The organism is Nocardia sp. NPDC046473, from assembly GCF_040645995.1.
In the GTDB taxonomy this organism is placed as follows: domain Bacteria; phylum Actinomycetota; class Actinomycetes; order Mycobacteriales; family Mycobacteriaceae; genus Nocardia.
In genome coordinates this window covers 591,097-611,014 of sequence record NZ_JBEYZJ010000001.1, presented here as the reverse complement: position 1 = coordinate 611,014, position 19,918 = coordinate 591,097, and the positions used below count along the sequence as shown (strand labels likewise).

The 19,918-nt window shown below is 65.1% G+C and carries 22 protein-coding genes; 6 read left to right on the top strand and 16 right to left on the bottom strand.

The annotated features are described in order from the left end of the window. From ABZ942_RS02930 to ABZ942_RS02920, 3 genes are all read right to left on the bottom strand, one after another. Positions 1 to 1,509: a cytochrome P450 gene (locus tag ABZ942_RS02930; RefSeq protein WP_357378423.1), complete on the bottom strand. Its 1,509-nt coding sequence runs from the start codon at positions 1,507 to 1,509 to the stop codon at positions 1 to 3. A gap of 171 nt (positions 1,510 to 1,680) precedes the next feature. Next, positions 1,681 to 2,271, bottom strand: a complete 591-nt coding sequence (locus ABZ942_RS02925) for an Rv3235 family protein (RefSeq protein WP_357378421.1) — start codon at positions 2,269 to 2,271, stop codon at positions 1,681 to 1,683. Between the two features lie 123 nt (positions 2,272 to 2,394). After that, positions 2,395 to 3,879, bottom strand: a complete 1,485-nt coding sequence (locus ABZ942_RS02920) for an ATP-binding protein (protein WP_357378419.1) — start codon at positions 3,877 to 3,879, stop codon at positions 2,395 to 2,397. Between the two features lie 506 nt (positions 3,880 to 4,385). On the opposite strand from ABZ942_RS02920, the gene ABZ942_RS02915 reads away from it, so the two are divergent. Next, the gene (locus ABZ942_RS02915) at positions 4,386 to 5,186 is read left to right on the top strand and encodes an SAM-dependent methyltransferase (RefSeq protein ID WP_357378417.1); all 801 of its coding nucleotides are present in this window, start codon (positions 4,386 to 4,388) and stop codon (positions 5,184 to 5,186) included. 53 nt (positions 5,187 to 5,239) lie between these two features. Here the strand turns inward: ABZ942_RS02915 and ABZ942_RS02910 are convergent, their stop codons facing one another. Next, positions 5,240 to 6,136, bottom strand: a complete 897-nt coding sequence (locus tag ABZ942_RS02910) for a helix-turn-helix transcriptional regulator (RefSeq protein WP_357378415.1) — start codon at positions 6,134 to 6,136, stop codon at positions 5,240 to 5,242. Positions 6,137 to 6,211: 75 nt separating this feature from the next. Continuing rightward, positions 6,212 to 6,445: a DUF397 domain-containing protein gene (locus ABZ942_RS02905; RefSeq protein ID WP_357378413.1), complete on the bottom strand. Its 234-nt coding sequence runs from the start codon at positions 6,443 to 6,445 to the stop codon at positions 6,212 to 6,214. Between the two features lie 546 nt (positions 6,446 to 6,991). On the opposite strand from ABZ942_RS02905, the gene ABZ942_RS02900 reads away from it, so the two are divergent. Then, positions 6,992 to 7,312: a hypothetical protein gene (locus ABZ942_RS02900; protein ID WP_357378411.1), complete on the top strand. Its 321-nt coding sequence runs from the start codon at positions 6,992 to 6,994 to the stop codon at positions 7,310 to 7,312. 16 nt (positions 7,313 to 7,328) lie between these two features. Here ABZ942_RS02900 and rlmN read toward each other — a convergent pair whose 3' ends face one another. Further along, on the bottom strand, positions 7,329 to 8,438 hold the full coding sequence (gene rlmN, locus ABZ942_RS02895; protein WP_357378409.1) for a 23S rRNA (adenine(2503)-C(2))-methyltransferase RlmN: 1,110 nt from the start codon (positions 8,436 to 8,438) through the stop codon (positions 7,329 to 7,331). Between the two features lie 126 nt (positions 8,439 to 8,564). Here rlmN and ABZ942_RS02890 point away from each other — a divergent pair, with 126 nt between their 5' ends. Continuing rightward, the gene (locus ABZ942_RS02890) at positions 8,565 to 8,939 is read left to right on the top strand and encodes a lipopolysaccharide assembly protein LapA domain-containing protein (RefSeq protein ID WP_357378407.1); all 375 of its coding nucleotides are present in this window, start codon (positions 8,565 to 8,567) and stop codon (positions 8,937 to 8,939) included. A gap of 32 nt (positions 8,940 to 8,971) precedes the next feature. Here ABZ942_RS02890 and ABZ942_RS02885 read toward each other — a convergent pair whose 3' ends face one another. The 7 genes from ABZ942_RS02885 to rpsB all read right to left on the bottom strand — a co-directional run bounded on the left by ABZ942_RS02885 (position 8,972) and on the right by rpsB (position 15,044). Then, a complete protein-coding gene (locus ABZ942_RS02885) occupies positions 8,972 to 9,703 on the bottom strand; it encodes a hypothetical protein (protein ID WP_357378405.1) in 732 nt (243 codons plus the stop codon). Then, positions 9,700 to 10,380, bottom strand: coding sequence for a helix-turn-helix domain-containing protein (locus tag ABZ942_RS02880; RefSeq protein ID WP_357378403.1), 681 nt, complete (start codon positions 10,378 to 10,380; stop codon positions 9,700 to 9,702). The genes ABZ942_RS02885 and ABZ942_RS02880 overlap by 4 nt, the downstream gene beginning before the upstream one ends. A 52-nt stretch (positions 10,381 to 10,432) precedes the next feature. After that, on the bottom strand, positions 10,433 to 11,275 hold the full coding sequence (locus ABZ942_RS02875; protein ID WP_357379340.1) for a phosphatidate cytidylyltransferase: 843 nt from the start codon (positions 11,273 to 11,275) through the stop codon (positions 10,433 to 10,435). Positions 11,276 to 11,662: 387 nt separating this feature from the next. After that, the gene (gene frr / locus ABZ942_RS02870; RefSeq protein ID WP_357378401.1) at positions 11,663 to 12,220 is read right to left on the bottom strand and encodes a ribosome recycling factor; all 558 of its coding nucleotides are present in this window, start codon (positions 12,218 to 12,220) and stop codon (positions 11,663 to 11,665) included. Between the two features lie 50 nt (positions 12,221 to 12,270). Next, the gene (gene pyrH, locus ABZ942_RS02865; RefSeq protein WP_357378399.1) at positions 12,271 to 12,999 is read right to left on the bottom strand and encodes a UMP kinase; all 729 of its coding nucleotides are present in this window, start codon (positions 12,997 to 12,999) and stop codon (positions 12,271 to 12,273) included. Positions 13,000 to 13,252: 253 nt separating this feature from the next. Then, on the bottom strand, positions 13,253 to 14,077 hold the full coding sequence (gene tsf, locus ABZ942_RS02860) for a translation elongation factor Ts (protein WP_357378397.1): 825 nt from the start codon (positions 14,075 to 14,077) through the stop codon (positions 13,253 to 13,255). Positions 14,078 to 14,177: 100 nt separating this feature from the next. Continuing rightward, entirely contained in the window at positions 14,178 to 15,044 is an 867-nt protein-coding gene (rpsB, locus tag ABZ942_RS02855; RefSeq protein WP_357378395.1) for a 30S ribosomal protein S2, read from the bottom strand. A gap of 416 nt (positions 15,045 to 15,460) precedes the next feature. Between rpsB and ABZ942_RS02850 the strand changes: the two genes are divergently transcribed. The 3 genes from ABZ942_RS02850 to ABZ942_RS02840 all read left to right on the top strand — a co-directional run bounded on the left by ABZ942_RS02850 (position 15,461) and on the right by ABZ942_RS02840 (position 17,032). After that, positions 15,461 to 15,892 (top strand): hypothetical protein, encoded by a 432-nt coding sequence (locus ABZ942_RS02850; RefSeq protein ID WP_357378393.1) that lies wholly within the window; start codon positions 15,461 to 15,463, stop codon positions 15,890 to 15,892. A gap of 9 nt (positions 15,893 to 15,901) precedes the next feature. Further along, entirely contained in the window at positions 15,902 to 16,423 is a 522-nt protein-coding gene (locus ABZ942_RS02845; protein WP_357378391.1) for a M23 family metallopeptidase, read from the top strand. 90 nt (positions 16,424 to 16,513) lie between these two features. Next, positions 16,514 to 17,032 (top strand): DUF1990 domain-containing protein, encoded by a 519-nt coding sequence (locus ABZ942_RS02840; protein ID WP_357378389.1) that lies wholly within the window; start codon positions 16,514 to 16,516, stop codon positions 17,030 to 17,032. 302 nt (positions 17,033 to 17,334) lie between these two features. Here the strand turns inward: ABZ942_RS02840 and ABZ942_RS02835 are convergent, their stop codons facing one another. The 3 genes from ABZ942_RS02835 to ABZ942_RS02825 form a co-directional block, all read right to left on the bottom strand. Further along, a complete protein-coding gene (locus ABZ942_RS02835; protein ID WP_357378388.1) occupies positions 17,335 to 17,700 on the bottom strand; it encodes a hypothetical protein in 366 nt (121 codons plus the stop codon). Positions 17,701 to 17,754: 54 nt separating this feature from the next. After that, positions 17,755 to 19,671 carry an alkyl sulfatase dimerization domain-containing protein gene (locus ABZ942_RS02830; protein WP_357378386.1) on the bottom strand — a complete coding sequence of 639 codons (1,917 nt, stop codon included), beginning with the start codon at positions 19,669 to 19,671 and terminating at the stop codon, positions 17,755 to 17,757. Between the two features lie 76 nt (positions 19,672 to 19,747). Continuing rightward, the gene (locus ABZ942_RS02825; protein WP_357378384.1) at positions 19,748 to 19,885 is read right to left on the bottom strand and encodes a hypothetical protein; all 138 of its coding nucleotides are present in this window, start codon (positions 19,883 to 19,885) and stop codon (positions 19,748 to 19,750) included. Between the last annotated feature and the right edge of the window lie 33 nt (positions 19,886 to 19,918).

Below are 19,918 nucleotides of genomic sequence, written 5' to 3'. Positions count from 1 at the left end.
CTAATTCCGGGGGTGCAACCGCATTCTGAGTCCAGCGGGCTTCAGAGTGACGAGCTCATCGACCTCGAGTTGGTACTTCGGATCCGGCTCCAGGTCGAACGCGCACAGCACGTGCGCCAGGGTCAGGACGATTTCGTGGATAGCGAACTGGCGCCCGATGCACGAACGCAATCCGATACCGAACGGCTTGTACGCCCCCGCCGGGCGCCGCGGAGTTGCGTCCGGGGCGAACCGATCCGGATCGAATCGGTCGGCGTCGGGTCCCCACGCGCGTTTGTCGCGATGGACGGCAAGGAGATTCACATACACCCATTGGCCGCGCCCAATGCGGTAATCACCCAGGTGTGTGTCCTGTTTGGGTCGCCGGAAGTATCCGCCCGCAACCGGCCACAATCGTAGAGTCTCGTCGACTACTTGCCGCAGATACTGAAGCTTCTGCACCTGTTCGTAAGTGAGTGTCGTCGGATCGCCACCGGCGACGGTGTCGACTTCCTGGCGCACCCGTTCGACGATGTCGGGCCGGTCCCCCAGCGCGTGGAGGGCGAAAGTCAATGTGCCTGCACTTGTTTCGTTGCCGGCAATCAGAAAGGTGAGTACTTGGTCCCGCACAACCGTCCGCGACAGCCGTTGCCCGGTGTTCGGGTCCGGAGTTTCCATCATGCGCTGCAGAAGGTTAGGGGTCTCGGCGGCAGTAGGCGGGCAACTATCAATGATGTCATCCGCAATTCGCCACAGCTCCGCGACGTCGCGCTGGTGGCGACCGAGGGCGAATCGACCGATCGTCGCATCCAGGAGCTTGATAGCGACCGGCCGACTGGCATACCGGAGCACGTCGAGCATCAGTTTCACGACAGGTAGTCGCTGCTCGACGGACGGCTTATCAAGCTTCGTGAAACTGTGCCCGAATCCCGCGCGGGCGATGACTTCCAGTGCCATGGAGTTCATTTCGCCCGCTACATCGACGGGATCGCTGCTACGTTCCCACCTGCGTATCAGCTCGCCGGCCACCTGCACCATCACTACGTGGTACCCGCGCATCGCCTCGCGAGTGAACCCCGGCATGAGTACGCGGTGCGCGGCCCCCCACTGCGGATCGTCGGTGGACGCGACAATCAGCCCCGTGCGCACCACCTTCCGCAGACGCCGGATCGGCGGCCCGAACTCCTTCTCCCACAGGGATTCCGATTGCACCACATCAACAAGATCCGCGCTGTTGACGATCACCATCCGCATCGGACCGAACCGCAACTCGTAGACCGGGCCGATCTGCTCCGAAAGCTTGGCCATCGACTGAACCGGCTTACGCGGGTTGATCGACAACACGTCACCGAGCACGGGAAGTCTGCCGGGAGGGTACGGAAACTCGTTCACAGCGGGATATTTCCCTTCGATCGCGGAACACACGATACGGATCCAGGCGCAAGCAAGCCCACGTCCGAATCTAGTCCTCGATGAATCCTGGGAGGCACCCCTGACAAGCGGGCACAGGCTCCCTCCCCTGTCGGGCATCGGCGCTGCGTCCTCGACCGATACGACCGGCCTGCACGCGGAGGCAGCGAATCTGCTCAACATGCTGGCGCGGCGCTCGTGGAAGCTGACCGGCGAAACACTCGGCACCGACTACTGGGGGTGAGATCGGAACGCCCGTGCCGATAGCGAATATCGCACCGCAGGGCTCGGTCACCGTACTCGGATGGCAGTCAGGCGCCAGCTGCCACCGCGGGTGCGGGTAATGCGTGCCGCCAACGCGAAATGGCGGTGCCCACGGTCGTACGCGGCAAACAGTTCTGCGGCAATTTCGTTGACCTTCACGACGTCGACTCGCGTCAGTACCGCCACGCCCACTCCGCAGCCCGGCACGAAACCGCCCCTGACCAACGTGCCTACCGCCGCCACCACCGACGCGTCGGCCATGGTGCCGAGGTGCGCGACCGGTCGGCGGCGATCGAGCACCTCCAGCGCGACTCGCAACGCACGACGCGCGAATTGCCTTGCATCGCTATCTGATTCATCGATCAGCCGCGACCCGACATGCCCTGGGCGCGGCGGGCGACACGGATCAGTCCTGTCGGCGCGCAGACACCGGCCGCCGTGCACGGTCGGTCGAGGGCGACAAGACGGACCCGCACGCAAGCCCGCCACCCCCGCACATCGCCGATGGTCCGCCACTGACGGCTCGATATTCGACACCTGCGGCCGCGCGACAAATCCATCCACTTCGAATCCCCCTACGCCCACGTCGCGTCCCCCGCGATCGGATCGCGAAAGCATCCCACGCGTATCGACCCCCGTCCACCTACCAAGCGACCACTCTTGCCGCCGGTAAGCCTGGCCCAGGAGCCACAGGACGCGGTACTGGAAATTCAGGTGTTTCGTCAACCTCGAATGCTCACCTCATGTTCGGCCGTACAGCTGGGCGAGCCCGATGAGCAGCACGTCCGAATCCTGATCAGCGCGCTCGCGAAGCGCATCGCTGAATCCGACGCCGCTGAAACATCCCAACCGACAGTTGGATACATCCAACCCGCTACCGGCCAACAACTCACGTGCTCGAACAAGTCGGTCCAGGTGGTTGACGCCCATGGTCACACCCCATTTCGCCTCGCCGAGCATCGACACTGCGGCCATGTGCCCACCATCCCCCGACTGTGTAACCGCGACATCGATCTGAATCTGTTTACGGGCTGCCGAGTCGGCAACGATCCCGCAGCCGATCTCACCGAATCCAGCATCCGGGCCGAGCATTTCGATGCCGTCGCCCAGCATGAATTCCCGGCACATTGCCTCGAAGTGCGGCCCGGCGACCTGCGCGGCGAACCGCTCCTTCGACCGGCCCCACACCTGTTGCGCCTGGCCGCTTTCCAGCCGCGCCCATGATGGACGCATGACAGCTTCATAGAAGTTGATCAGCGGTTCGGTGATGCGATACACAGACTTCCCGGCTCGGAACGCATCTTGCTCACGCACCAATAGGTGACAGTCCTCCAACACGGCGAGTGGATGCGAGATGTCCACCGCCTTGCGGCCGATGTAGCCGGCAATACCACCGCGAGTGTTGTTGCCCTGTGCGACAGCTGCTAGCACCGAATGATATAGCGCGGTGTCGCGGATTTCAGCCTCCTCGGCCAGCAGGTAACGCGCCTCCCGAAACAACGGACTCAACGGCGACAGCACTGTCCGAGACAACCACTGATCAAAGTCAGCCAACGATAGGGGAACATCGTCGGCCAAGAATTGCCGCCTATAGGCAGGAGTTCCGCCTAGCACGGCATGCAGTCGCACCGCTAACGCAGGGTCCGCGTCCACCCCCCAGAACGCTGCCGCGTCGCGGTACCCGAATGGGCGCACCACCATCTCTAGTTGAGCGCGCCCTCGCAGCGGTGCGTTGCTGGACAGCAACCCGCCCATCACCGACATCGCCGACCCGCACAGCAAGAGCCGCGCACCGCTCGGCTCGACCTGATATCGGTCAACCTCCCGCTGTAGCAATGACGGAAGCTCGGGAACCGCCTTCACCAAGTATGAGAACTCATCGATCACTATCAGCAACGGTTTGTCGGCGCGCTCGCGCGCACCCAGGCCGAACAGGTAGGTAATCGCATGGTCCCAGCTATCGAACACAATCGGCACCTCTGACCCGGCGAACTCGGCCAATGCGGCCCCGAACTGCCGCAACGACTCCCCCGCTGTCGCTGTCGTCGCACCGAAGTAGAAACCCCCGACCCGCTCGACCAATGCGCGCAGCAGGTACGTCTTTCCCATTCGTCGCCGACCACTGACAATGCCCAGCTGCGCCGTTCGCATCGGCCGCGTCGCGAATGCGACGAGGCCAGCCCACTCGGTGACTCGATCGAACAAGTGCTCTGGCTTCGTCGTCATCTGATGCCCTTCAACCGTTAGGACTACACTCCTAAGGACTATACTCCTAATGGGTCAGCACCGGCCGACATGCCTCGATCGAGGAGGCGCTCATCCGAGACATCAACGACCAGCCGTGACGCACAGACCTACTTGCCAACTCCTCCGGCGACATCTCGGCGCCAATCTCCTCCGAAGTTTCGACCTGGAACCTGAGCCTGGTTACGACCTGTCAACGAACAGTTCACGCTCAAACCAGACATCCCGCTTCCGGCTGAAGCTGACACCACGAAACTCCGCCTCATAGGCGTCGCACTTCTGACGAATCCGGGCTCGCCGCCTGCTGCGACTTCGACGCATCCGCAACACATTCCAAGCATTGCCCATACATTGGCGTGCCTGTGTGCTACGCCACCGAGCCACAAGCACGGTGCTAATGTTGTTGAGCAGCAGCATGATCGGTTACGGACTACCAGCTGTGGTGTCCGATCGTGAACCGCTGGGCCGTACGTTGAGAGAGGTGGGTTGTGGCCAATCCTGAAGTGCCGGAAGGGATCGACCTCGGTAGGCCCAGCATCGCGCGGGCCTACGACGCGGTGTTGGGCGGCAAGGACAATTACGATGTCGATCAGGCAGTGGCTGATCGACTTCGGGAGACCATGCCCCAGATCGGCGAACTCGCTTGGTACAACCGGGCGATCCTGGGCCGCGGTGTGCGGTACCTGACCGGCGAAGCCGGGATCCGGCAGTTCCTGGATCTCGGTGCGGGACTGCCGACAATGGAGAACACCCACCAGGTCGCACAGAGCGTCGACCCGAACGCGCGGGTGGTCTATGTCGACATCGACCCGATCGTGTTGGCGCACGGGCGAGCCCTGTTGGCCACCAACGGACTCACCAACGTAGAAACGGCCGATCTGCGCGACTCGGCGGCGGTGCTGGGTTCGCCCCGCGTCCAGAAACTGATCGACTTCACCGAACCGGTGGCGGTGATGCTGGTGGGCATGCTGCATCACCTGCACGACGACGAGGACCCGAAGGGCATCGTCGACGCGTACATGAGTGCGGTGCCGTCGGGCAGCTACCTGTTCCTGACGCACTTCTGCGATTCGGGTCCCGAGGCCCGGGAACTCGAAAAGACGTTCCTCACCTTCCTCGGCACCGGCCGCTTCCGCACGCACGACGAGGTGGCAGCCTTGTTCGACGGGCTCGACATGGTCGACCCCGGATTGGTCTATCTGCCGCAATGGCGCCCGGACCGCATCGTCCGCGACCAGCTGACCATCGCCGAACGCCTCATGATCGGCGCAATCGCTCGCAAACCCTGACCCCGGTGGCCGGCGCGCAACCTCCAGCGCACCACCGGTCGTCGACGCCAGCGCTACGGCAAGGCCGCGAGGAGCTTCTTCAGCACGCCGGGTGTCTCCTCCGGTGGTGCGGCATAGGCCGCACACAGGACGTCCATCAGCTGCCGGTAGTGCTGCAGATCCGATCTCTTGTCCAGATAGAGTGCGCCAGTGAGCTGTTCGAGGTAGACAATGTCGGGCAGCTCCGGTTCAGGGAAACGAAGCATGCTGAACGAGCCGCCTTCGGCAGGAGTGGGACCAGCCGTCTCCGGCAGCACCTGCAGAGTAATGTTCGGCCGCTCGATCAGCTCTAGGAGATGCTCCAGCTGCTCGCGGGCAATTCGAGGGTTCGGCGGTTGCCTGCGCAGCACATGCTCATCGACGACCGCCCACACCAACGGCGCGTCCGGTTCGCGGGTCAGGATCCGCTGCCGTCGCATCCGCAGGTCGACCAAGCGCTGCGCTTCCTGCGCCGAGTCGAGACCGAAGATGTATCGGGCGTAGTCGGCAGTCTGGAAAAGTCCTGGGATGTAATGGGTTTCGTAGATTCGAATGCGCTGGGCGGCCTGTTCCAGACCGACGTACGTCTCGAACCAGGACGGGAGCAGGTCACTGTAGCGATGCCACCAGCCGGGTTGATTCGCCTGCTGGGCCAAGTCCAGAAAGCGCTCACGCTCGTCCAGGTCGAGCACCCCGTACAACGTGAGCAAGTCCCCCATGTCACGTTCCTTGAACCCGGTCTGCCCCAGCTCCATCCGCGTGATCTTGGTTTCGGACGCCCGCAAGGCTTCACCGGCGACGCGCCGACTGATGTCGCACTTTTCACGGAGCTTGCGCAGTTGGCCGCCGAGCGCGATCCGCAAGACCGTTGGCCCCCTTGCAGCGGAGAGCTCCGGTACCGCAGGACTTGCCTGTTCCGGCCTGATTGCCATCAAGTCGTCTCCGATGCTGTGTCGCCGCCGATGTGCATGGGAGCCACGTCCCAGTAGCCACACCAACGAAATACTTTACAGCATCAGGCTATCGAAGCAGCCGTGTTTGATCGCCCCGACGAACACATCGAACTCAGCACGGGCAAACGTCAGCACCGCGCCTTGCGGGTCTCGCGAATTGCGCAGTCCGATCCGATCGACCGAAAGCTGTGCCACCTCAACACAATTGCCGTGCGGGCCACTGTATGAGCTCTTCCGCCAGGCAATTTCGCTCGAAGGTAGCTCCTGCGCCGCAGTTCTCTCCGACATGACACTCTCGACTCTCTGGTTAACGCCGCTCACCAAACACTGTACACGCCAACGCACGTGCAGATGTACGTGCGTTCGCAGGTGCAGGCGCAGGTGCCGTTGCATCTGCGCGTGGTGTCTGAAACACTGTGATCGCCCAAGTCGCTCCATTCACGGGAGCGTGGGCAGCCGAACGCTGTTGCACCACAGAAGGACACACGGCATGGATCGTCTCGACGAACAGGCAGCCGACTCGCTTCCTGTCCCGAGGACCGATGTCCATCCGCGCGTGCGCTGCCGCCGAGTCGCAGTGCCGGCGCAAGCCCGAGCATCGTCGAGACACACCGGGCGAGAAGGCCGCCGCGCGATGTCAACGATCAGGGCAACAAGCGCTACTTGTACTGGAAGACAAGCGAATTCGGATTCCACATCGACGACCACGGGCGCCTCAGCCGACCTGCCTACTGCCTGCGCCCGCGCGGCCCGCAGGTCGGCGCACGAATCTTCCCGATGCCGGGGTGATGTCTCCCCCGGCATCGGGAAGCATCACCGACGGGGGGAATTGCGATGAGGCGCAAAGGACTACGCACGACCACAACGGCTGATGGACGGAAAGCCGCCGACTGGCAGCTGATTCGGCGACGCCCATGGATTCTGCGAATAACGCTGTTCAACGACCCCGGCCCCGCGGTCGAATGGCCGGACAAGCCGCTACCACTGGCACAGCCCGGAACGATCGTCTTCGACAGCGACACATCCTCGCTGGACCTCGCCGACGCGCGAGAGAAACTACCGCAGCATCAAGACTTGTGGAATGCCGTGCAACACGAGTTCTGGACAACCATGTTCGACACCAGCGACCTCCCCGCGGCCTCAGGCGACGCCTGATGAACCCCCAGGGACACTAGCCTTCGGCTGCCAACTGTCCGCAGGCTGCGGCGATTTCCTGACCGCGGGTATCACGCACCGTACACGGCACACCCTGGGCGTTGACGCGCCGAACGAACTCGGCCTCAACAGGTTTCGGGCTCGCGTCCCACTTGCTGCCCGGGGTCGGATTCAATGGGATCACGTTGACGTGCACACGCGAACCCAACGCCTTGTGCAGCTTCTGCCCCAACATGTCCGCGCGCCACGGCTGGTCGTTGATGTCGCGGATCAGCGCATACTCGATAGAGACTCGGCGACCGGACTTATCGGCGTAATAGCGAGCGGCATCGAGAACCTCGGCGATCGGCCAACGATTGTTCACCGGGACCAACGTGTCACGGAGTTCGTCATCAGGAGTGTGCAAAGAGACCGCGAGGGTGACCGAGAGATCTTCGTCGGCCAACTTACGGATCGCGGGCGCCAGGCCGACAGTGGAGACCACGACGTTGCGCTGAGAGATACCGAAACCATCCGGCGACGGAGACGTGATCCGACGAACCGCAGCGACCACCCGCTTGTAGTTGGCCAAGGGTTCGCCCATGCCCATGAAGACGATGTTGGACAGGCGGCCGGGGCCGCCGGCGACCTCGCCGTCGCGCATCGCGGCGGCTGCGGCGCGGACCTGGTCGACGATTTCGGCGGTGGACAGGTTGCGGTTCAGACCGCCCTGGCCGGTCGCGCAGAACGGGCAGGCCATGCCGCAGCCTGCTTGGCTGGAGATGCAGAGGGTGGCGCGGTCCGGGTAGCGCATGAGGACGCTTTCCAGGAGGGTGCCGTCGCCCGCGCGCCACAACGTCTTTCGCGTCTCGCCCGCATCGCAGGCGACGTGCTTCACGACCGACATCAGCGGCGGGAACAGTGCCTCGCCGATCTTTTCGCGCACCGGCGCGGGCAGGTCGGTCATCTGTTCCGGGTCGGCCTGCAGCCTGCCGTAGTACTGGCGGGCGATCTGGTCGGCGCGGAACTTCGGCAATCCGAGCTCCTCGATGGCCGCCCGCCTGCCCTCGGCGTCGAGGTCGGCGAGGTGCCGGGGCGGCATGCCACGGCGCGGAGCATCGAAAACGAGGGGCAGGGAGACGGTCATAGTTCCGCCATTCTCCCATCTGGGCGAATAGGCCGCACACTCGCCCATGTGCTAGCGGCTCCGACATGACCAGTTCGTTGCCGGGAAATACGTGTAACTGTCATAGCAGTGGGCAATGATCGGGATATGTCCACCAATGCTGACCACCTGCCGGATCCCGAACCGGCCTTCCCGGACGAGCCGATCACCACAGCTCCCCCGGCTGCTGGGCCGCCCGCCACCACCACGCCACCGGCAGTCCCCGCCGCCAAGCACCGCCGATCACTGTCCTCGCGCACCGGCAACACCTGGATCGGCCTGATCGCAGGCGCACTGATCCTGATCGTGCTGCTGGTCTTCATACTGCAAAACCTCGACCAGGTCGACGTCAGCCTGTTCTTCTGGCACTTCTCCCTGCCACTCGGCGTCGCAGTCCTACTGTCGGTAATCGGCGGCGCCCTGGTCATGGCCCTGGTCGGCGGCGTCCGCATCATCCAACTGCGTCGCGCCGCGAAGAAGTAGCCGCAAGTAGGTTCGGGGCATTCGCTGGACCGTCAAGGAGTGAGCGCACGAACAAGGGCACGGATGCGCGCCGGATTTCCGGTCCACTTCCGCAGCGCGTGTCCCGGCTTGTCGAAGTACTCCCGCAACAGGTCGAGTGCGTCGGTGAAGGTGGTTCCGCTGGGCCAGGATGCTCGGTCGGCATATCCACACTCCAGCAGCCGCCCGATGTCTTCGGCATCACGCGGCGCGAGGCGCTGTGCGTAAGCGAAGACCTTGAGGCAGAGGGCGGTCGCGATGTCCGGGATCGCGATTCGGGCGGACACCCGTGTGCTGTCGATCAGTGTGGCGCTGAGGGCAATCCACACCGGCGTGCGCGCCAACGCCACGTGCAGCGCGGGGATGCCGTCGACGGCGATCGGTCCCGCGTCGAGATCGGGGACATGCCGGTTGGTGAACGAGGGCGCGAGCAGGTCGATCGTTGCGGCGGTGCCACTGACCGAACGTTCGAACCGGTTGCCGGCCCGTGGATTGTCATAGCCCATGCCGCGCAATCGATCCAGCAGAGCACCGTCCCGAATGGTGCGCAGGTCTACTGCGAGATCGGCGTCTCTGGTCGCGCGCAACGGAATCGCGACGCCGCTGCGCAGCACATGGAGATTGACCATGTGGCCGCCGACCACTGCCCACGAATCCAGTGCGGTCGCCGCGGTCGCGGCATCAGCCAGCGCGAGATAGGCACCGTCCTCAGCTCGCGAACTGCTCTCGATCTCCAGTTCGATCATGCGACGAGCTCGCTGCGTGCGGTGAGGAACCGCTGTTCGAGCTCGGCTACCGCCTCGGCAGCGTCGGGCCCGTCGCCGGCGAGGACGTGCCGGGCTATCTCGGTAATCGGTGCGAGCGGCCACGCTTGCGCAGGAGGCCCGCCCATCGCCGTTGCGATCGCCGGATCGAGGTGTAGTCCTGGCGCGATCTTGCCGACGGTCACCACGACGGTCGCATCGGCGGGGCCTGTTTCAACCGGAACGAAACCGGCCGTTTCCAGCTCCACGCGCGCGTCGGCATGCAGGTAGACGATGTCCGGGATACGCCACGGCGCCACCCGGTCCGCCGCCCAGTCGCCGCAGACCTGGAGCGAAACTCGTTGAGCGGACGCGTGTTCCAACGCGAGTTCGATCTGTCGCGACATGCTGTCGAGGCTGTACCAGGCTTCGACGGTGTCCACCTTGGGCGGGCGGGTGGAGACGAGACGTTCGAACAGCTCACGTGGACGCCGAACCTGCCAGCCGTCCGTGGCCCGCTCCGTCCAGCCGAGCGCATCGGCGGCAGACAGGATTTGCGAGACTCGCGCCTGCGTCACGCCGGTGGCTTCCGCGATGCCGACCTGACGTTGGGGAGCCGGGCTGCCGAGCAGAAACGACAGCACAGCGATCTCAGCGCGCGACAGTCTGGCCTCGGACATCCTGCGAGTATAAATTTTTGAACAGAGGCTGGCAAGAATTTATAGTGCCTGGTCAGAGGAGGGTGCTGAGAACGAGCCAGGAGACGAAGGCGGAGGGGAGCATGGAGTCGAGGCGGTCCATGATGCCGCCGTGGCCGGGGAGCAGGGTGCCCATGTCCTTGATGCCGAGTTCGCGTTTGATCTGGGATTCGATCAGGTCGCCGCAGGTGGCCACCAGGACGAGGCCGACGCCCAGGACGACGCCGATCATCGAGTTGGCGTCGAGCAGCAGGGTGACGGTGAGCAGGCCGCCGATGACGCTGAAGACCAGGGAGCCGCCGAAGCCCTCCCAGGACTTCTTCGGACTGATCGACGGCACCATCGGATGCCTGCCGAACAGCACCCCGGCGACGTAACCGCCGACGTCGGAGCAGACGACCAGGATCATGAAGGTCAGCACCCGCAGGTTGCCGTCCGGTTCGAGCAGCAGCAGCGTCGCGAACGAGGCGAGCAGCGGGATCCAGGCCAGCGTGAAGATGGCAATGGCGGTGTCGCGCAGGAAGTTTCGCGGTGCGGTCTGCAGTCCGTGGTCGAACAGGCGCCACACCATGCAGGTCAGCGCCGTCGCCGCGAAGGCGCCCGCGACGCCACTCGCACCGTAGGGCCAGCCGAGCCAGAACACGGCCTGGCCGCCGACGATGAGCGGAATCCGCGGCACCAGCACGTCGGCTTCGCGAAGCCGCTTGGCGACTTCCCAGGTGGCGACGCCGACCGCGACTCCGACGACACCGATGAACACCTTCGGCACGAACAGCAGGATCGCGATGAGCGAGAGGCCCAAACCGAAACCGACGGCGAGCGCCGCGGGCAGATTCCGGCCCGCGCGGGAACCGGACGCCGGAGCGGCGGCGAGCACCGCGTTGGGACCGTGCGCCTCGGGGTCGTGCTCCGCGGCGGAGACAGCCGGCACAGCCTGCTCGGTGACCACGGCATCCGGTCCCCAGGACGACGTGTCGGACGGCGCAGCACCGTCGTGCGCGTCCGGCGACGAGACGCCATCGGTGGCCGGAGCGTCGTGATCGGACGCCGCAGCCGAGGCTAAAGGCTCGTAACTCGACGCTTCCGCATCGCGCACGCGCTCTTGCCTCGTCTCAGCTGTGCCGTTCACCGGCCTCGGCTCCTCAGCCGCACCGGTCGCGGCGGCGTTCTCGGCCACGATTGTCCCGTCGCTCAACTCGTCGTTCCGTTCGTCCCCCGCCCGGCGGGCCTGCTGCGTTCGATCGGCGGCGCGCCGTCGTCAGCGTCAGACCTCGAGCAGTTCAGCTTCTTTGTGTTTGACCAGCTCGTCGATCTGGCCGACATACTTGGCGGTGGTCTTGTCGAGGTCTTTCTCGGCGCGCCCGACCTCGTCCTCACCCGCCTCGCCATCCTTCTGGATGCGCGACAGTTCGTCCATGGCTTTGCGGCGGACATTGCGGATCGACACCTTGGCGTCCTCCCCCTTGCCCTTGGCCTGCTTGGCCAGTTCGCGGCGACGCTCCTCGGTCAGCTGCGGCACCGAAATGCGAATGATGTCACCGTTGTTGGTGGGGTTGACACCGAGATCGGAGTTGCGGATGGCGGTTTCGATCGCGCCGAGCTGAGCCTGCTCGTACGGCTTGATCACGACCATGCGCGGCTCCGGCACCGTGATGCTGGACATCTGGGTGATGGGGGTCAGCGAACCGTAGTAGTCGACGACGATCCGAGTGAACATCCCCGGGTTGGCGCGTCCGGTGCGGATGCCTGCGAGATCGTCCTTCGCTACCGTGACAGCCTTTTCCATCTTCTCCTCGGCGTCGAAGAGCGCTTCATCAATCACGACCGTTTCCTCCACAGCGTCGTCATCGTCATGATCCGCGGGTCGCGGGGTCAGGACCGAACCAATGTGCCGATCTTCTCACCGGCGACCGCTCGGGCGATATTGCCCTTGGTCAACAAATTGAACACCAGAATCGGCATCTGGTTGTCCATACACAGACTGAAGGCTGTCGCGTCGGCGACCTTGAGTCCTTGCTCGATGACCTCTTTGTGGGTGATCTCGGAGTACATGGTGGCGTGTTCGTCGATCTTGGGATCGGCGGTGAACACGCCGTCGACCGCCTTGGCCAGCATCACCACCTCGGCACCGATCTCCAGCGCACGCTGGGCGGCGGTGGTGTCGGTGGAGAAGTACGGCATGCCCATGCCCGCACCGAAGATGACCACGCGGCCCTTCTCCAGGTGCCGCTTGGCGCGCAGCGGAAGGTAGGGCTCGGCGACCTGGCCCATGGTGATCGCGGTCTGCACCCGGGTGTCGATGCCCTGCTTCTGCAGAAAGTCTTGCAGCGCAAGGCTGTTCATCACGGTGCCGAGCATGCCCATGTAGTCCGAGCGGGCGCGTTCCATGCCGCGCTCCTCGAGCTCGGCGCCGCGGAAGAAGTTGCCGCCGCCGATCACCACGGCCACCTGCACGCCGGTGGCGACCACCTCGGCGATCTGCTCGGCGACCGTCTGCACCACGTCCGGGTCGAGGCCGACCCGGCCGCCGCCGAACATCTCGCCACCTAGCTTGAGAAGCACCCGGCGATATCCTGGGCGATCGATCCCCGGGTTCGTCATGGGTGTTCTTCTCCTTCGGCGGTCAACGTTGTTCTCGGCAGGCAAGTGCGTCACAGAATTCGGCAGCTCGGAAAGGCTCCTCAACACGGAGCGGCCCCTATCCTGCCTTATGTGTGTTCGGCGGCATAAGAAGACCCCCCGTCAACCGGCAAATCGGTCGACGGGGGGCCTGCTCGCTATGGTGCTATGAGTGCGGCTAGACCCGGTCCCGCGGGTCCATCCCGGTGTACATCGGGACGGTCGCGGGGCGCGATCAGTTGGCGCCGACCTCGAAGCGGGCGAAGCGGGTCACGGTGACCCCGGCCTCGTCCAGCAGGGCCTTGACGGTCTTCTTCGAGTCGGTGACCGACGACTGCTCGAGCAGCACGACGTCCTTGAAGAAGCCGTTGACGCGGCCCTCGGTGATCTTCGGCAGTGCGGCCTCGGGCTTGCCCTCTTCGCGAGCGGTCTGCTCGGCGATGCGGCGCTCGTTCTCCACGATGTCGGCCGGAACCTCGTCGCGGGTAACGTACTTCGCCTTGAGCGCGGCAACCTGCATGGCGGCGGCACGGGCGGCCTCGGCCGCGGCGTCACCCTCGCCCTGGTACTCGATCAGCACGCCGACGGCCGGCGGCAGATCCGAGGCACGCTTGTGCAGGTAGGTGGCGACCGGGCCGTCGAGCGAGATCACGCGACGCAGCTCGAGCTTCTCGCCGATCTTCGCGGCAAGCGCCTGCACGGCCTCGTCGGCGGTCTGGCCGCCGAGGTCGATGGCCTTGAGCGCGTCCAGGTCGGCGGGCTTGGCAGATGCGGCGGCAGCCACGATCTGGTCGGCCAGCGCCTGGAACTCCGCGTTCTTGGCGACGAAGTCGGTCTCGGAGTTGATCTCGACCATGACGCCGCCCTTGGCGGTGACCAGGCCCTCGGCGGTGGTGCGCTCGGCACGCTTGCCGACGTCCTTCGCACCCTTGATGCGCAGGATCTCGACGGCCTTTTCGAAGTCACCGTCGGTCTCGGCCAGCGCGTTCTTACAGTCCATCATCCCGGAGCCGGTGAGCTCCCGGAGCCGCTTCACGTCGGCAGCGGTGTAGTTCGCCATCGGTGGCGAGCCTCCTTCGGAGAAAGTGCTTGAGTACTGGGCAGCGGTGATCACCATCGCACGCGTTGGTGATCACCGCTGGAACAGCGAGTTACGAGACTCAGGCCTCGGCCGGGGTCTCCACAGCGGCAACCTCGGCAGCGGCCTCTGCCGGGGCCGCAGCGGCGGCTTCGGCCGGGGCCTCGGCGGCCGGTGCGGCCGACGCGAGCAGCTCCTGCTCCCACTCGGCCAGCGGCTCACCCGCGCCCGCTTCCGGCTTGTCGTCGCCCGAGGACAGGCCGGCCCGCGCCTGCACACCCTCGGCCACCGCGGAGGCGACGACCTTGGTGAGCAGTGCGGCGGAACGGATCGCGTCGTCGTTACCCGGGATCGGGTAGTCGACCAGGTCGGGGTCGCAGTTGGTGTCCAGGATCGCGATGACCGGGATGTTCAGCTTGCGCGCCTCGCCGACGGCGATGTGCTCCTTGTTGGTGTCGACGACCCAGATGGCCGAGGGCACCTTGGCCATGTCGCGGATACCACCGAGGGTGCGCTCCAGCTTGTTCATCTCACGCGTGAGCATGAGGATTTCCTTCTTGGTGCGACCTTCGAAACCACCGGTCTGCTCCATGGCCTCGAGCTCCTTGAGGCGCTGCAGGCGCTTGTGCACGGTGGAGAAGTTGGTGAGCATGCCACCCAGCCAACGCTGGTTGACGTAGGGCATCCCGACGCGAGTCGCCTCGGCCGCGATCGACTCCTGGGCCTGCTTCTTGGTGCCGACGAAGAGAACGGTGCCACCGTGGGCGACAGTCTCCTTGACGAACTCGTAGGCCTTGTCGATGTAGGTCAGCGTCTGCTGCAGGTCGATGATGTAGATGCCGTTGCGGTCGGTGAAGATGAACCGCTTCATCTTCGGGTTCCAGCGCCGTGTCTGGTGTCCGAAGTGCGCGCCGCTGTCGAGCAGCTGCTTCATTGTTACGACAGCCATAGCTCCCGTATCTCTCTTTCGTTGCCGGTTGACGCAGCGAATCGGTGATTCACTGCCCTGGCGCCTCCGAACCGTCGGACCCGACCTCGAGGGTGGGACCAGCCGACGACTCCCTGCTCCGCACAGGCACCGCTACGAACCGATTTCTTACTGAGTCGATTCGAACAGCGCCGTTGCGAACAAGCACGGGGTGGCGCGCGAAGTCGGTCCATGCACGCACAGACCGCCTGATCAGTCTACGTCTTAGGAGTCCAGCCGCTAAATCGGCCTGTCAGGGGCACGTAGCGGTGTTCGCGGCAGGTGGAACGGGAGATGTCCACAGTTGCGAAAGTTGTCCACAATCCGGGCGGTGGGGGTACCGGGATCGGGTTGGCCGGATGAGGCTTTGTGACATGCCTTCGAATCCGATTTCTTCGATGACGACGCTGGTCATACCGCTTTTCTTCGTGCTCGCCGTGTTGACCGCGCCGCCCGTTGCCGCGGCTGCGCACGATGCGGCCGAGCCGAGCGCGGCGGCCCTGATCGGCGGGCGGCCGCAGAACGAACCCGTGCCCGGGGCGTGCACGGGTTCGTTCTGCGGGCTGGTGCATCCGGCGCCGCTGCGGGTGGCGAACGGAGTTCGGATATCGCCGCCGCCCGGTGTTCCGCGATTGTGCGCGTCCTTCGGTCCGACTGGTTTATTCGCGTCGGCGGATACGGCGGACTGTGGTCTCGATCCGTTGGCGATATCTCCACTGGATCCCGAATTCTGCGAATATGTCGGTCCCACACCGTTTTTCATGTCGCCGAGTGATTCCGAGTTCTGTGGGCTCGTCTCGCCTGCTCCGTTGGCGTTGCCGACCAAGTGATCTCGGGTGATGTCGAGAAACCGGGCACGACTCTTCGCGGCAGCATTCCTACCATTGGTCCTACTGACCGGTGCGGAACCGGTCGCGACTGCCGCGCCCGCGGGGCCCTTCGGCTGGCCGCTGCAGCCTCGGCCGACCGTGCTGCGGCGGTTCGACAAGCCTGCGCAGGACTGGCTGCCGGGGCATCGCGGGGTCGATTTGGCCGGCGCGCAGGGGCAGGCGGTGCTGGCGGCTGGAGACGGGATCGTGGTGTTCGCCGGGACGGTGGCGGACAAGCCGGTGGTGTCGATCGATCATCCGGGTGGGTTGCGGACCACGTATGAGCCGGTGCGCGCCGAAGTTTCGGTCGGGCGCCGGGTCACTCGGGGCACCCGGATCGGCACCCTGGAATCCGGTCACGAAGGTTGCGGTACCTGCCTGCACTGGGGGCTGCGTAGCGAAGGTGGTGGGCGGCGACGGCGTGAATACCTGGATCCACTCGGTCTCCTGCACCTCGCTCCCCTACGGCTGAAGCCGGTTGCGCCGCCCTGAGTTCCCTGCTCGGTGTGAGGCGTGCGGCGTGTCCGAACAGACGCTGCCGAACGCTTCCCAACGATGTCGGCGGAGGGTGAAGATCAGAGCATGGAGCATGCGTCCAGCGATCCGCCGTTCACCTATCCGGAGGTCGGTGCCACGACCAGCGAATTACCGGAGGGGTATCACCGGTTTCGGCTGCGGCGGCGGATCGGGCATGGGCGCGCGCTGTTCGAGCACGCAGGTGCCGCGATTCTCGATTATCGGATGCAGAAGGGCACGGGCATCTTTCATGACGCGTCGACCGTGAAAGCCGAGCCGGGAACGCGGCTGACGGTGCGGCTCGGGTTCGGGCCGCTAGCGATCATCGCGCCGTGCCGAGTGGTGTACGTGCTGGCCGCGCCGGATCAGCGCGGGTTCGCCTACGGCACGCTGCCGGGGCATCCGGAAATCGGTGAGGAGCTGTTCGCGGTCGAATACGACCCGGCCGACGAGTCGGTGTACGGCATCGTGACCGCGTTCTCGCGTCCCGGAACCTGGTACACCCGGCTCGGCGGCCCGGTGGTGCGCGTCATCCAGCGCTTCATCGCAGGGCGGTATATCAAGACCCTGCCGACCTCAGCATGACTTGGACTGCGTTGAGCCGAGAGTACGGGGGGTCGCGCGTGCGGCCAGTTCGCATGGGGCCAGCTCGCGTGTAGGCAGTTCGCGTGCGGCCAGCTCACGTTCAGGCAGTTCACGTGCAGCCAGCTCACGTTCAGGCAGTTCGCATGGTGCCAGCTCACGTGCTGGCGGTTCACGTGCAGCCAGCTCACGTGCTGGCGCATCTACTCGCCCCAACCCTCCTGGCGACGAGGCCCGGATAGTGGTGCTTGTTGCAGGACTACGACACTCGAGCTCGACCTTCGGCTGGATCTATGTCGGTCGGCCTACAGCAGATCGGTCAGTGCGTTGGCCTGAGCGCGTAAGTTCTCGGCGTGATCGGGGCGACCAAGACCGGCGTACTCCTCGGCGATGGTGTGACGTTCGGCGATCTCGGCGCGGACGATCTGTTCGATGTCATCCTCGGTCAGCTCGCGGCGTGCGACCTCGGCGACGCCCAGGCCGACCGCGCTGCCTTCCACCGCGCCCGCCCGCTGTTCGCCGACGTCGACCGCCTCCGCGTTGTCGATGGCGCCCAGGGCAGATCGCAGGGCCGTGATTGCCTGGCGATCACGAGATTTCATCGCAACGGACAGCGCGGCCCGCATGCGCTCGCGCAGCGGCGGCCGGTCGGTCGACGGTTCGGTTGCCATGATCACCACCGTAAGGAGCGTCGCTTGCCGAGTCGAACAGATTTCCGGGGGCCGCTAACCGACCGTGCCCCGTGGCGTGACGATGGTGAAATCCGGGTCCGGCGCATCGAATACACCGACGAGCTCAGCCAGCTTGGTGACGTCGCCTTCGATGAGGATGTCCCCGGCGGCGGCCGCGACCCCGAAATCCTCACCCACCAGCAGCACCCGGATGAGCGTCGCCCTGCTCAGCGTGAACACCGCGTCCGGCTCGGGCAGTGTCACCCCGTCGGGCCGGTCGTAATGGGTCAACCGTCCATTGCGGAGTTCGAGACGGTGCACCCGATTCTCGTCACTGATCTGCCAGTCCGCGACGACCCGCTGATTCCACGCCTTCGGTCCGTCCACCCGCAGCGCCATGGCGTCGAAGATCTGGTCAACGGTCAGCGCGGCGAGCAGCGTCGGCGCGTTGGCCTTGGTCGGCGTGCCGAACGAGCCATAACGCAACTCATAGGCGCCGCTGAGATAGAAATTGCGCCAGGTCGCGTTCTCCGCGCCGTAGCCGAGCTGTTCGAATGTGCTGGCCTGCAACGCTTTCGCGGCGTCATTGGCGGGATCGGCGTAGATCACGTAGTTGAGCACCTGGGCGACCCATCGGTAGTCGCCCGCGTCGTAGCAGTCCCGCGCCTTGCGCAGTACCTCCTCGGCGCCGCCCATGAATTCCACGTGCCGGACGGCAGATTCGACCGGCGGATGCTCCCACAGGTGCGCCGGGTTGCCGTCGAACCAACCCATGTACCGCTGGTAGATGGCCTTGACGTTGTGGCTGACCGACCCGTAGTACCCGTGCGTGTGCCAACTGTCCTCGACCGCCGAGGGCAGCGTGAGCATCTCGGCGATCTCGGTGCCGACATAACCCTGGTTCAGCAGGCGCAAGGTCTGGTCGTTCAGGTATCCGTATAGATCGCGTTGCAGCGCAAGGAACTCCACCAGCCGGTCGGTACCCCAGGTAGGCCAGTGATGGGAGGCGAAGACCACATCGGACCGGCGCGCGTACAGGTTGATCGCCTCGGTCAGGTACTTCGCCCAGACGTGCGGGTCACGCACCAGTGCCCCGCGCAGCGTGAGCAGGTTATGCATTGTGTGCGTGGCGTTTTCGGCCATGCACAGAGCCCGGTGGTCCGGGAAGTAGAAGTTCATCTCGGCGGGCGCTTCGGTGCCCGGGGTGACCTGGAAAACGATCCTGATCCCGTCGACCGTCTCCTCCTGCCCGGTCGCCATGATGTCGACCGTCGGCGGGATCAGGGTCACCGTGCCGACCGAGGTCGTCTGCCCGAGACCGGCGCCCACCGCGCCGAGCGGCCCGCGCGGCAGCACCGCGCCGTACATGTAGCCGGCCCGCCGGGCCATCGCGGTACCCGCGTAAACGTTCTCGGCGACAGCCTCTTCCAGGAAACCGGCCGGAGCGAGCACCGGACAACGCCCTGCCGCAACGTCTTCGGTGGTGGTCACGCCAAGCGCGCCGCCGAAATGGTCGGCGTGCGAATGGGTATAGATGAGACCGGTCACCGGACGGTCGCCGCGATGCGCGCGGTACAGGGCGAGCCCGGCGGCGGCGGTCTCCACGGAAATCAGCGGATCGATCACCAGCACACCGGTTTTACCCTCGACGAGGGTCATGTTGGACAGGTCGAGTCCGCGAATCTGATAGATCCCCTCGGTGACCTCGAACAGCCCCTGTTTGACGACCAGTCCGGACTGTCGCCACAGGCTCGGATTGACCGAGGCGGGACAGGGCTCGTGCAGGAAGTCGTAGGAGTCGTTGTCCCACACCACGGTCCCGTCCGTCGCGGTCACCACACCTGGCTCCAGCGCGGCGATGAACCCGCGGTCGGCGTCCTCGAGGTCGGCGGTATCGGCGAACGGCATTGCGGCGGCCGCCCGCTGCTGCTCCGCGACGATGAAATCGCTCGGCTCGGTCGCGGTGCTCATGCCTCCACCTCGCTAGCGCTCGGCTCCGGCACGAGCACACTCGTGACTGTGTCTATTACTCGCTCGCTACGCTCACTCATGCCTCCACCTCGCTAGCGCTCGGCTCCGGCACGAGCACACTCGTGGCTGCACCTACTGCTCGCACCTCGCCGACGTTCGACTCCGGCATGCGCAACGCGCGCCGGTACATGATCGGCTCAGTTCGTTCGCTCATGTCATCCTCCTGCGAGTCGGTGCAAAGGTGGTG

Bases quoted from the DNA above. Each gene is read 5' to 3' on its own strand.
- ABZ942_RS02825 (WP_357378384.1), bottom strand. From the start codon at position 19,885: ATGAGCGAACGAACTGAGCCGATCATGTACCGGCGCGCGTTGCGCATG.
- ABZ942_RS02900 (WP_357378411.1), top strand. From the start codon at position 6,992: ATGAGGCGCAAAGGACTACGCACGACCACAACGGCTGATGGACGGAAA.
- tsf (WP_357378397.1), bottom strand. From the start codon at position 14,077: ATGGCGAACTACACCGCTGCCGACGTGAAGCGGCTCCGGGAGCTCACC.
- rpsB (WP_357378395.1), bottom strand. From the start codon at position 15,044: ATGGCTGTCGTAACAATGAAGCAGCTGCTCGACAGCGGCGCGCACTTC.
- ABZ942_RS02850 (WP_357378393.1), top strand. From the start codon at position 15,461: ATGACGACGCTGGTCATACCGCTTTTCTTCGTGCTCGCCGTGTTGACC.
- ABZ942_RS02845 (WP_357378391.1), top strand. From the start codon at position 15,902: ATGTCGAGAAACCGGGCACGACTCTTCGCGGCAGCATTCCTACCATTG.
- ABZ942_RS02840 (WP_357378389.1), top strand. From the start codon at position 16,514: ATGGAGCATGCGTCCAGCGATCCGCCGTTCACCTATCCGGAGGTCGGT.
- ABZ942_RS02830 (WP_357378386.1), bottom strand. From the start codon at position 19,671: ATGAGCACCGCGACCGAGCCGAGCGATTTCATCGTCGCGGAGCAGCAG.
- ABZ942_RS02905 (WP_357378413.1), bottom strand. From the start codon at position 6,445: ATGTCGGAGAGAACTGCGGCGCAGGAGCTACCTTCGAGCGAAATTGCC.
- ABZ942_RS02925 (WP_357378421.1), bottom strand. From the start codon at position 2,271: ATGCTTTCGCGATCCGATCGCGGGGGACGCGACGTGGGCGTAGGGGGA.
- ABZ942_RS02880 (WP_357378403.1), bottom strand. From the start codon at position 10,380: ATGTCCGAGGCCAGACTGTCGCGCGCTGAGATCGCTGTGCTGTCGTTT.
- ABZ942_RS02910 (WP_357378415.1), bottom strand. From the start codon at position 6,136: ATGGCAATCAGGCCGGAACAGGCAAGTCCTGCGGTACCGGAGCTCTCC.
- ABZ942_RS02835 (WP_357378388.1), bottom strand. From the start codon at position 17,700: ATGGCAACCGAACCGTCGACCGACCGGCCGCCGCTGCGCGAGCGCATG.
- ABZ942_RS02920 (WP_357378419.1), bottom strand. From the start codon at position 3,879: ATGACGACGAAGCCAGAGCACTTGTTCGATCGAGTCACCGAGTGGGCT.
- ABZ942_RS02930 (WP_357378423.1), bottom strand. From the start codon at position 1,509: ATGCCCGACAGGGGAGGGAGCCTGTGCCCGCTTGTCAGGGGTGCCTCC.
- ABZ942_RS02885 (WP_357378405.1), bottom strand. From the start codon at position 9,703: ATGATCGAACTGGAGATCGAGAGCAGTTCGCGAGCTGAGGACGGTGCC.
- rlmN (WP_357378409.1), bottom strand. From the start codon at position 8,438: ATGACCGTCTCCCTGCCCCTCGTTTTCGATGCTCCGCGCCGTGGCATG.
- pyrH (WP_357378399.1), bottom strand. From the start codon at position 12,999: ATGACGAACCCGGGGATCGATCGCCCAGGATATCGCCGGGTGCTTCTC.
- ABZ942_RS02890 (WP_357378407.1), top strand. From the start codon at position 8,565: ATGTCCACCAATGCTGACCACCTGCCGGATCCCGAACCGGCCTTCCCG.